The sequence below is a fragment of the Kitasatospora sp. NPDC036934 genome (assembly GCF_055608425.1).
In genome coordinates this window covers 22764-33355 of the sequence record NZ_JBVJQR010000049.1, presented here as the reverse complement: position 1 = coordinate 33355, position 10592 = coordinate 22764, and the positions used below count along the sequence as shown (strand labels likewise).

Annotated in this window: 8 protein-coding genes and 1 pseudogene; 3 read left to right on the top strand and 6 right to left on the bottom strand. The window is 72.8% G+C overall.

What is annotated here, in order from left to right:
• Positions 1–300 precede the first annotated feature (300 nt).
• The 4 genes from ACZ7BZ_RS37020 to ACZ7BZ_RS37005 all read right to left on the bottom strand — a co-directional run bounded on the left by ACZ7BZ_RS37020 (position 301) and on the right by ACZ7BZ_RS37005 (position 4246).
• Positions 301–1080, bottom strand: coding sequence for a DUF1775 domain-containing protein (locus ACZ7BZ_RS37020; protein ID WP_470362204.1), 780 nt, complete (start codon positions 1078–1080; stop codon positions 301–303).
• A gap of 29 nt (positions 1081–1109) precedes the next feature.
• Positions 1110–2630, bottom strand: coding sequence for a beta-propeller fold lactonase family protein (locus ACZ7BZ_RS37015; protein WP_470362203.1), 1521 nt, complete (start codon positions 2628–2630; stop codon positions 1110–1112).
• 126 nt (positions 2631–2756) lie between these two features.
• Positions 2757–3446: a hypothetical protein gene (locus tag ACZ7BZ_RS37010; RefSeq protein WP_470362202.1), complete on the bottom strand. Its 690-nt coding sequence runs from the start codon at positions 3444–3446 to the stop codon at positions 2757–2759.
• A complete protein-coding gene (locus ACZ7BZ_RS37005; RefSeq protein ID WP_470362201.1) occupies positions 3431–4246 on the bottom strand; it encodes a sigma-70 family RNA polymerase sigma factor in 816 nt (271 codons plus the stop codon). The genes ACZ7BZ_RS37010 and ACZ7BZ_RS37005 overlap by 16 nt, the downstream gene beginning before the upstream one ends.
• A 231-nt stretch (positions 4247–4477) precedes the next feature.
• Here ACZ7BZ_RS37005 and ACZ7BZ_RS37000 point away from each other — a divergent pair, with 231 nt between their 5' ends.
• From ACZ7BZ_RS37000 to ACZ7BZ_RS36990, 3 genes and pseudogenes are all read left to right on the top strand, one after another.
• On the top strand, positions 4478–5122 hold the full coding sequence (locus tag ACZ7BZ_RS37000; protein WP_470362200.1) for a hypothetical protein: 645 nt from the start codon (positions 4478–4480) through the stop codon (positions 5120–5122).
• Positions 5013–6545 carry a SulP family inorganic anion transporter gene (locus ACZ7BZ_RS36995; protein ID WP_470362199.1) on the top strand — a complete coding sequence of 511 codons (1533 nt, stop codon included), beginning with the start codon at positions 5013–5015 and terminating at the stop codon, positions 6543–6545. The genes ACZ7BZ_RS37000 and ACZ7BZ_RS36995 overlap by 110 nt, the downstream gene beginning before the upstream one ends.
• Positions 6546–6576: 31 nt before the next feature.
• Positions 6577–6651: pseudogene (locus ACZ7BZ_RS36990) on the top strand (hypothetical protein); the annotation flags it as partial.
• Here the strand turns inward: ACZ7BZ_RS36990 and ACZ7BZ_RS36985 are convergent.
• Both ACZ7BZ_RS36985 and ACZ7BZ_RS36980 read right to left on the bottom strand, forming a co-directional pair.
• Positions 6645–8531, bottom strand: coding sequence for a protein kinase domain-containing protein (locus ACZ7BZ_RS36985; protein ID WP_470362198.1), 1887 nt, complete (start codon positions 8529–8531; stop codon positions 6645–6647). The pseudogene ACZ7BZ_RS36990 and the gene ACZ7BZ_RS36985 overlap by 7 nt on opposite strands.
• A 791-nt stretch (positions 8532–9322) precedes the next feature.
• Complete coding sequence (locus ACZ7BZ_RS36980; RefSeq protein WP_470362197.1) at positions 9323–10555, bottom strand: NAD(P)/FAD-dependent oxidoreductase; 1233 nt, start codon at positions 10553–10555, stop codon at positions 9323–9325.
• Positions 10556–10592 lie beyond the last annotated feature (37 nt).

Sequence of the window (10592 nt, the reverse complement as noted above, 5' to 3'; positions counted from 1 at the left end):
CCACGGTGAACGTGATGAAGGCGAACGGCTCGCCGGGCGGCGTCTTCAGCGTCTGCGGCACCGACTTCAAGGTCGGAGCCTTCACGGCACGGTAGCAAGAATCCGGCACCAGCTCGCCGGCGCCCCAACCGCTTAGGCCCTGCCCACCAGGGCGGCCCGCCCGCCGGGCCGTCGACCCCGCCGGGTCGACGGCCAGGCGGGCGGGCCCGCGGCGTCGGGTCGCAGCTCAGCACGGTGCCGATCGTCGCTGCCGATGCGACGGTGACGAGGTGCACGAGGTGCACACCGGCCGATGGCGGCTCACAGACCCCGCCTCCCTCGCCGCGTGCCCCGCATCCTCACTGCGGCGAGGACGGCTGCGGCCACCAGGACTCCCGATGCGCCGAGGAGCGTTCGGCTGGGAACGGTTCCCTGCGGCGGCGCGCCCAGGGCCCGGGCGGGCGCTCGGGGAATGGCGGAGGCGGTCCCATCGGTGGGGCTGGCGGCGGTCCCACCGGCGGAGCCGGAGGCGGTCCCATCGGTGGGGCTGGCGGCGGTCCCACCGGCGGAGCCGGAGGCGGTCCCATCGGCGGAGCCGGCGGCGGGTTCAAGGAGGAGAACGGGCGCAGGGAACGGCGCCTCGGTGCTACCTGCCTGCCCCTGGCCCCAGTCCACGACCGAGCCGTCGGAGTAGGTCTGCACCGTCTCGAACCTCAAGGAGGCCGCGTGGGGCAGGGGTCCGACGCGCACCTCGAAGAGCTGGTGTTCGTCGGGTCGGATCGCGTGCCCGGCCGTCGCCGTCCAGATCAGACGGCTTCCGTTCCCGGGTTGGGCGACGGTCTGCTCCTCCCACCCGGCCACAGGGGGAAGCTCGGTCACACCGAGGCCGGCCGGCACGGAGACCTCGACGCGGACGGTCGTCGCGTCCGCCTTCTCGCTCGGGACCCTGAACCGCAGGGTCACGGGCTGACCGGGTACGGCTCCGTCGGCGTAGACCCGGACGTGGGCCGAGGCGGGTCCGGCGGAGAGGAGCACCGCTCCCGCCGCACCGACGGCGGCCGCGGCCAGGGTCACACGATGCCGTCCGGTACGACGGGCCATGAGCACTCCTTCGGGATCGCGCTGGGTGGTCAACAGCAGTCGCAGTAGACGAGGTCGGCGGCGCTGACGGCGTTGCCCGCGTGCATGCCGTCCAGCGGGGCGGCCGCACCTCGCGCGGGCGCGGCGCCCTTCACCGCGATGGAGATGCTGCGCCCGTCGAAGGCGCTGAACGCCAGGACCATGGGGGCGTTGCCGTTCGCATCGGTGGTGAAGGAGACGATGGCGTCCTGGCGGCCCCCGGCTTCGTCCGAGTACGCCTGATAGGTGGTGCCGGGCTGCAGGTTGCGCGCCTGGAGCTGGATCATGGCGAGGCCGTTGACCGGGCGGACGGTGGCCTCCAGGGTCCGGCCCCTGACCGGGTCGAGCGCGTCGCCGGCCGTGCCGTCGGGCAGGACGGTGGCGACGTCGCCGGCCCCCTGGTTCAGCCCCTGGCGGCCGAGGTTGGACGCGTCACCGGCGGGCGCGGCCCTCGGGACGTAGACGACCGCCTGCGGCTCCTGACCGATCTTGATCGTGTCGGTCACGGTGTTGGCGGCCGTGTCGATGACATCCACCTCGTCGGACTTCTCCAGGCCCACGTACAGGCGTTTGCCGTCGCCACTGGGCCACATGCCGTGCGGGGCGTGGCCGTGGTTGTCGATCTTGGTGACCAGGGCGGGTACGCCTCCGGTGCGGCGGTAGACCCAGGTCTGGTCCAGTCCGCCGACGGTCAGGTAGGCGTACGACCCGGTGGCGTTGTCGACGAACTGCGGATGGTTGGTGTCGGGGCCCGTGGGGATCACACCCGTCACCCTGCGGTGGACCAGGTCGATGACGCTGACCTTGCCGGCGCGCTTGTGGGCGGCCCACAGTTCCCTTCCGTCGGGGGAGATCGCCTCGTCGGAGGAGAAGGCGTCCCCGAGACCCGTGATGCGGTCCACCACCTTGCGGGAGGCGACGTTGACGACCGTGACCTCGGGGAGGCTGATGTGGTTGACGTACGCCCACTTGCCGTCAGGACTCATCACCACCTTCGACGGTCCCTGGCCGACGGGCAGATCGGTGACCACCCCGCCGTGCACGGCGTCCACCACGGTGACGGTGTCCCGCCCGCGGTCGGCGACCCAGAACTGCCTGCCGTCGGCGGTGAAACTGCCCTCGTGGGAGGCGCGGCCGACATCGGTGCGGCTGACCACCTTGTTGGTGGCGGTGTCGACGATGTCGACGGTGTCGGTGGTGACGCTGACCACGGCGAGGCGGTGGTGGTCGGGCGACACCGCCAGGCCGTGCACGCCGACGTCGCCGAGGTACTGCGGACTGAGCGTGCCGCCCAGCCGCTGGTCGCCCAGTGCGATGGTGCCGAGCGCGGTGTTGGTCGAAGGGTCGATCACCGTCACGGTGTTGGAGGTCTGGTCCGCCGTGTAGACGCGGTCGTTTCCCGAGACGGGGATCGGCACCGACACCGCGGCGGGGGCCGGCGCCGGGGCTCCGGCATGCGCCTGCACGCCGGAGGCCGATGCCGCGGCGCCCACTCCCAGGGAAGCCGCCATCAACAAGGCGGCACGGAACACGGATTTCATCATCTTCTCCATGAATCGACTGATTTCAGGCATGACGGCTCGTCCGACTGGCGCGCTGCGGCAGCCGGTGAGCAGGACTTGCGCATCGGTACTTGCGGGTCGGTACTTGCGGGTCGGTCAGACGCTCGCGGCGGCGGCGGAGGGGGGCGGGGCCACCTGCACCCTGCCGGTCACGCGGCCGCTCTCGTCCTCCACGAGCAGAACGGCGATGGCCTCGCGCGGCATCGCGGTCATGATCCGGGTGTGCAACGTGGCGTCCGTCGCGGCGCGCACGCTCCCGCCCGGCATGCGACGGCCGGACGAGTCCTCGGTCATCAACCGGTAGGTGTGCCCGGGGTCCAGCCCGATCAGCGCCACCGGCACCTCGGTCCCCCACGGCTGGGTGACCATCTGTCCTTCACGAGACAGCGAGACCGCTGCGACGGACCGGGGCCGGGCGTGGTCGACGGCCACCGCCGGGACGAGGACCGCCGCTGCGGCCAGCACCATGGCGGCGCCGCCCACCGCGATGCGGCGCCTGACCGCACGCACCCTGATGCCCCGGCCGACGTCACCGCGGATCCGGTGCCCGAGGCCGGGCAACGGCGCGAGAGGCTCACCGTGGACACCCGGCCCGAGCTTGGCGCTGCCGGGAGCAGCGCGGTTCAAGGTGCGGACCACATCACGGATTTCCGCCGCCTCGCGGGAGCACTCCGGACAGGAGTCCAGATGCCGAGAAGCCGCCTCGTCCAGCGGCTGGCCGAGCAGCATTCGCTCGGCCAGCTCTTGACGGACAGCGGGACAGTCGCGGTTCATGGCGCCAGCCATCCGTTCTCCTCCAGTACCAGCCGCAGGGCGCGCACGCCGTAATACAACCGGCTACGCATCGTCGCGGCCGGGATGCCGAGTTCCTTGCCAAGTTCGGCACAGGTCTGACCGCCGAAGTAGACCCTCACCACGACCTGCCGGTGCTCCGGGCTCAGCCGCCCAAGCGCTTCCTCCAGCTGGATCCTCTCCAGCAGTTGGTCGACGGGGTCGTGCGGGACCGGGCCGTCGCCCTCGACGCCCCAGACCTCCAGCGGCACCGATTCCCGGCCTCCACGCCGCCGCAGGGCGTCCACCACGGCATTGCGCGCGATCGCGAACAGCCATGTGCGCAGGCTGCCCTTGCCCGGATCGAACGCCCCGGACGACCGCCAGCCCCGGACGAAGACCTCCTGGACCACGTCCTCGGCGAGCTGCCGGTCGCCCAGCGCCCTGAAGACGAAGCCGAACAGCTCTCCGCCGTACTGGTCATAGGCCCTCTGGACATCGGCTTCCGTGCACAGGGAATCCGACTCCCGGCGCGCCGCCGGCACAGGGGGGCGGCGCGCCCGCCACGGTGCACTAGCCACCGCAACTCCCGCCCGCGTCCGAACCGCACCATCCAGCCATGTCGCTCCTCGGCCCTCGGCATTGTCGTACGGGGTATACGCGCCAACCACCGACAGCGTTGAACGGCCGCCAGAGATCCTCCCCGCCCCGGCCGCCCACCGATCGCCTGTCGCCCGGGATCCGAACACGAAGCCGCCGCAGCCGCCGCCCAGCCGATCCCGCCCGACTCTGTCGAACGTCAGGACCACGACCACGCCCTCGGACACCGCCCGACGCCCACCCGGACCTGATGGACGGGCAGGTGCCGTGGCCCCTCCACGCTCGCCCCCGTCGGCCAGGCCGTCCCTACACCGGCCCGCAGGACCTCGTGACGCCCCGCGCGCTCGAAGCAGCCGAACTGCCGGAAGTCGTCGGCCGGTTCCGCCGCGCCGCCGAACTGGCCGAGCGGACGCGGCCTGGCGTACGCGCACGTCCTGGAGGGCGACATGACCACGCAGACCGCCGTCGTCGACTACCGCGCGCTGCGGACCAGGTTCGTCGGCGCGTACATCGCCGACAACGGCGACGACCTCGCGCGAGCCCAGATGGCCGTGAACGCCGGGCACGCCGACCCGGTCGCCTTCGTCGCACCCGTCCTGGCCGACCCGGACCTGGTCCGCCGCTACCAGGAGAACCTGCCTCGGGCCGCGGCCGACCCGACCACGTTCTACGGCGGCGGGGAGGGCGGCTACACGGACTACCCCTTCCACCGAGGTGACGGAGTCCGGGTACGCACGGTCGCGACCGCAGCCGATGTCCCTCGCGGCATGCCGCACCCGGCCTTGCAGTACCTGCCGCCGGTCGGGCCGGTCACGGAGGCGGAACGCGTCGGTGAGCAGGCGCGCGTCGAGACCGGGCTGTTCGAGGTCGGGGCGGGTGCTGGTGTCGGCGGTCGGGCTGGTCATGGTGCCAACCTGACCATGTCGGGGTCGGGCCGCGGTCGTCCGTGCGTGGACGCGGGTTGGCGGTGCCCTACGGCACGTGGTCTCGTCCGGTGGTGCTTGTCGGGAAGGAGCACCCGAACGGTGGACATGGCGGTGTCGTGTCGGCCGTTCGGGCGGTGCGGGCGAGCACCCTGGGCGTTCAGGTGACTGTACGTATGCGGCGTGTCGGGGGTGGGGTGCGCCGTGCCCGCTCGTCCGGGAGGACCGTGTGGACCAGGTGAACGAGGCCGGCACGGACCGGTCCGACCCGCGGGTGTGTCTGCTGCCCGGCCAGGCCTGCGCCGGGCCCGGGCCCGGGCCGGGGCCGGGGCCGGGGCGGAGGCGGGCCGGGGTGTGGGCGGGGGAGGTGCGCGCGGGTGTGATCGTGGCGTTGTTCAGCGTGCCCGAGGGCATGGCGTACGCGGCGATCGCCGGGTTCGATCCGGCGGCGGGCCTGTACGCGGGTGTGGTCCCCGCGGTCGTCGGCGCGCTGTTGTGCCGGTCGGTGCTGATGGTGACCACGCTGACCAGCGCGATCGCGCTGACCTCGCAGGAAGTGCTCACCGAGGCGCGCCTGGATCCCTCCGACGGGGCGAACGTGGCCGCACTGGCGTTGTCGGTCGGTGTCGCGATGGCCGTCTTCGCCTTGTTGCGACTGGGGTCGGCGCTGCGGCTGGTGTGCGGCGGGGCGATGGCGGCGTTCGCGGTCGGCATCGCCGTGCAGATCGTCGCGGGCGCGCTGGCGGACGCCACCGGCTACCGCGCCGGGCACCACAATCAACTGCTGCGGATCGCCGGGTGGGCAGCGCACCCGGGCGGGTGGTCGTCGGCGGCGGCCTGGACGGCGGCGGCGACCGTCGCGGTGTGGCTGCTGGCCCACCGCCTCCACCGGACGAGGCCGCACGCGGTGCTGATCGCCCTGGTCGTGGGGAGCGCGGGAGTGCGGGCCTGGTCGGCGCCGGTGCCGCTGGCCGCATCGCTCGGCGCCGTCCCCTCCGGGCTCCCGCACCTGTCGCTGCCCGTCTGGGGCGTGCTGGTCCAACTGGCACCGGGGGCCTTCGCGGTGGCGCTGGTGGCCCTCGCCCAGGCCGCCGGGATCTCCGGCGACCAGGCCGGCCACGACCGGAGCGGCCGCGAGCACGGGGCGGCCGGTACGCGGGACGTCCTCGCCCAGGCCGCGGCCAATATGGCGGGGGCGTTCTTCCAGGCGATGCCGGTCGGCGGCTCGCTCTCGCGCACGGGGGTGGCCGTGGCCGCCGGGGCCCGGACCCGTTGGACCGGCGCGGCCTCCGGAGTCGCCCTGGCCGTCCTGGTCGCGTCCTGCGGCCGCGCGGTCGGCCTGATCCCGCTGCCGGTGATCGGGGCCCTGCTGGTGGTCGTCGGCGCGAAACTCGCGCTCGCCCGCCTGCCCGAGCTCCGGGCGGCCTGGCTGCGTGGGCCGCACGAGCGGGCGGCGACGGCGCTGACGTTCCTCGCCGCCACCGAGTTCCCGCTCCAGTACGCGCTCCTGCTGGGCGCGACCCTCTCCCTTCTTCCGCGGGCGGCGGCGCAACTGCACCGTCGGTGGCGTCCGCAGGCTGCCCGCTCGTAACCGCGAGATGCTGCGGTTACCGAGCTAATCGGTGCCCGATGTACCGTGGTACTACGCGACCCTGCACTTCATCGTCACCATCGGCACCCTGCTCTGGCTCTACGTCCGCCGCCCCGAGCAAGTGACGGCCCTGATGTCGCTCTTGTCCGGCGCGGTGACGCTCCACCGGCGTTCGCCGTTGTCGAGCTCTCCCGCGTAGAGGTTGCTCGGTCCGTCCATCGTGCAGTAGAAGCCGTCCGCGTCCGTCGCGAAGGCGTCCCGGTACCGTGGCAGCGGGAAGTTACCGATCCATTTGTCCGTGCCGTCGAGGCGGTTGACGGCTGTCATTCCGCCGTTCCCGGCCAGCAGGACCAGGCCGCCTGCGGTCGTGATGACCCCGGCGTCGGTGGTGCGGTTCCAGACCGCCTTCTTGCGGCTGATGGACCATCCGGTCAGGTTGGACGGGATGGTGACGGCTGCGTTGCCGGTGGTGAAGCAGAACACGTCACCGCTGATGGCGACAGGGTTGCCGGGGGCGGTGTCGAGTGTCCAGGCGTGCTGTCCGGTCGACAGCTCGTACCCGTCGGCGCTGATCCCGTCGGAGAGGTAGAGCGTGGAGTCGTTGATCACGGTGTAGGAGACCGGGTAGTCGGGGACCGCCCACCTCGCCGAGCCACTGTCGGTGTCCAGGGCGACCAAGCCCCTACCGACGGGCAGGACGAGAGTCTTCGTGGCGGGGGCGCACACCAGGCCCGTGGGCGAGTACGTCGCCGGGTAGTGCCAGCGTGGCGTCGGGACGAGGCCGCGGGGCGCCTTGGCGCCGGCCCTGCTGGTGGATTGGTGTCGCTGGACGGCCCACAGGGCGCCGCCGCCGGTGGCGATCAACGCGCCGCCGGCGAGGAAGAGCCGCCGGGACGGCCGACTCCGCTGCTCGCGGCTCGCGGGCTCGGGTCCGGGTGCAGGCCCAGGTGCGGGCTCCTGCTCGGTGGGCGGTTGGGCCGCGTCACCACCTCCGTCCACGGCGGTCGCGGCCGGCTCGCGCAGCGGCTGGTGCAAGGCCGCCACGGCCTCGGCGTGGCGGGCCAGTTCGCCGGCGAGCGGGGCCGGTAACCACGTCGTTCGTACGGTCGGTGACGTGCCGTCCGGCGGTGGCGCGCCGCCGTGAACAAGCCGGTCGGCGATCTCGCGTGGATCCGGGCGTTCGGCCGGATCCTTGGCGAGCATCGCGGACACGATCCGGACCAGCGGCCCCGACAACCCGGTCACGTCGGCGGGCTCGTGGACGACCTTGTAGAGCATTCCGGCGCCGTTGGCTCCGTGGCCGTGCGGGCCGGCGCCGGTGGCCGCGAACACCAGCACCGAGGCGAGCGAGTAGACGTCCGAAGCAGGGCCGAGCGGACGGGCCGCGGCCTGCTCGGGGGACATGAAGGCGGGAGCGCCGATCACGATGCCGCTGGCCGTGAGGTCGCTTCCCTCGACGGCACGGGCGATGCCGAAGTCGATCACCTGCGGTCCAGCGGCGGCGAGCAGGACGTTGGACGGTTTCAAGTCCCGGTGGATCAGGCCGGCACCGTGGATCTCGACCAGTGCCTGGGCCAGTCCCACTCCCAGGGCCAGGACGGTGTGCTCGGGCAGCGGCCCGAACTGGTCGACCACCGCTGCGAGCGAGGGGCCGCACACGTAGGAGGTGGCCAACCACGGCAGTGCGGCCTCCGCATCGGCGTCCACCACGCGGGCGGTTCGAGCGCCCTCGACCGCACGCGCCGTGTCCACCTCGCGTCGGAACCGCCGACGGAACTCCGGGTCATCGGCGAACTCCGCACGGATCACCTTGACCGCGACGGGCTGCCCCGACGGGGAACGCGCCAGATAGACCCGGCCCATGCCGCCCGCGCCGAGCATGGCGAGCAGGCGGTACGGCCCGACCAGCTCGGGATCCCCCAGGTCGAGCGGTTTGGGGCCCGCCAGGGAATTCACGGCTAACTGATGGGCACTCAGTGAACTCACGGCGGGATCGTAGCTCAGTCGGCGAAGCCTGCAACCGGTCCGGGCTGGCGGCCGTCTCCGGGCGATCCACCGATACGTCCGGCTTTCCTTCCGGCGGTTCGTGCCCGAGCGGGGGCCGGGTCCCGTGGGTAGGTCGATGGAGGGTGCGGCCTGGATCATCGACCAGCCGGAGCCGTCGGCGGCGCTCTGGGGGGGATCACGCCGGCGATGCCGGGGGTGTGGGCGATCTGCGCGCCGACCGAGGCGGCCTGCCCCTTCGGGGTGCCCGGGGTGCCGGGGGCCGAAGACCTGCTGGACGACGGTGTAACCGGAGCGGGCACTGCCTGCTGATCCTCGGCCGGGCACGAAGGGATGACGCCGAGCAGTACCGGCTGGCTCGCGCCGCCCGTCCGGAGCCGCGACCGGTGACGGGATCGGCCGGGCTTGCCACGTGGGCGTCCGCCAGGTCGATGGCGGAGGCGAGCGCCGTGACGGCTTCTTCGGCGGAGTGCGAGTCCGGCGGTGCGTTTGCGGAGCTGGTCGAGGACCCAGCAGGGCCGCAGCGGTGTTCCGCCCGGAGGTCAAGCGGCCGGACGAGCCGTGCGGCTACGACTCGGCGGACCCCGAAGTCCGGCGGCCGGGCGAGGAATCGGTGGGGATGCTTTGCCGGGCCTGGGGAACGGCACGTTTCTCCCTTCGCCGAGGGCGTGCGCGCCCGGCGGATGGAGCCCTGACCGCTGAGCCGGCCCGTTCGTGTGCGGCTCTCAGCGGTGATCGGTTGGCTGCTCGTCGGCCAGGGCTCGTGCCGTGTCTCAGACCTCGCCGAGGGGGATGTTCGGGTTCGTCAGGCGGTCGGCGTCCACCACGCGCTTGGAGAGGATCAGTTCGCGGATCGGGTCGGTGACGTCCCAGATGTTCACGTTCATACCGGCGAGGACCCGCCCGTCCTTGAGCCAGAACGCGATGAACTCGTTGGCCTTCACGTCCCCTCGGAACACGACCCGGTCGTAGCCGCCGGGTTCGACGTAGCCGACGTACTCCAGGCCGAGGTCGTACTGGTCCGAGAAGAAGTACGGCACCCGGTCGTAGACGGCGTCCGGTTGTCCGAACATGGCGCGGGCGGCGGTCTGTGGCTGGTTGAGGGCGTTGGCCCAGTGTTCGACCCGGATGTGCCGGCCGAACAGCGGGTGGTAGGCGTTGGCGGCGTCGCCGGCCGCGTAGACGTGGGGGTCGGAGGTGCGCAGGTGCTGGTCGGTCTTGATGCCGTTGTCGACCTCCAGCCCGGCGGCCTCGGCCAGGGCGGTGACGGGGGAGATGCCGATGCCGACCACCACGGCGTCGGCGGCCAGCTCGGTGCCGTCGCCGAGCCGTACGCCGCTCACCGTGCCGTCGGCGCCGGTCAGTTCGGCGACCTCCACCCCGAAGCGCAGGTCCACGCCCTGATCGCGGTGCAGGTCGGCGAAGACCTGGGCGACCTCCCGGCCGAGCACCCGCAGCAGCGGCAGCTCCAGCGACTCCAGGACGGTCACCTCGGCGCCGGCGGTACGGGCCGCGGCCGCCACCTCCAGGCCGATCCAGCCGGCGCCGATCACCGCGATCCGGGCGCCGGGGCGCAGTGCGGACTTGATCCGGTCGCTGTCCTCGACCCGGCGCAGGTAGAGCACGCCGGCCTGGTCGGCGCCCGGCACCGGCAGCCGGCGCGGCACCGAGCCGGTGGTCAACAGCAGCTTGTCGTAGGCGACTTCGCCGTCGTCGGCGAGCGTGACGGTGCGAGCGGCCGGGTCGACGGAGGTCACCGCCATGCCGAGCCGCAGGGTGACGTCGTGCTCGGCGTACCACTGCGGCGGGTGGACGTAGATCTTCTCCCGGCCCTCCTTGCCGAGCAGGTAGCCCTTGGACAGTGGCGGGCGCTCGTACGGGCGCTCGTGCTCCTCGCCGATCAGCACGATGCCGCCCCGGTACCCGGCGCCGCGCAGTGCCTCGGCCGCCTTGGCGCCGCCCAGGGAGGCCCCGACGATCACCATCGGCCGCTCGCTGCCCGCCATGCCCAACTCCTCGTACTCCGTGGAAGATCCGTGGGGA

Coding starts and splice junctions, on each gene's coding strand:
- ACZ7BZ_RS37020 (WP_470362204.1), bottom strand. CDS start 1,080: ATGGCCCGTCGTACCGGACGGCATCGTGTGACCCTGGCCGCGGCCGCC.
- ACZ7BZ_RS37010 (WP_470362202.1), bottom strand. CDS start 3,446: ATGGCTGGCGCCATGAACCGCGACTGTCCCGCTGTCCGTCAAGAGCTG.
- ACZ7BZ_RS37000 (WP_470362200.1), top strand. CDS start 4,478: ATGACCACGCAGACCGCCGTCGTCGACTACCGCGCGCTGCGGACCAGG.
- ACZ7BZ_RS36980 (WP_470362197.1), bottom strand. CDS start 10,555: ATGGCGGGCAGCGAGCGGCCGATGGTGATCGTCGGGGCCTCCCTGGGC.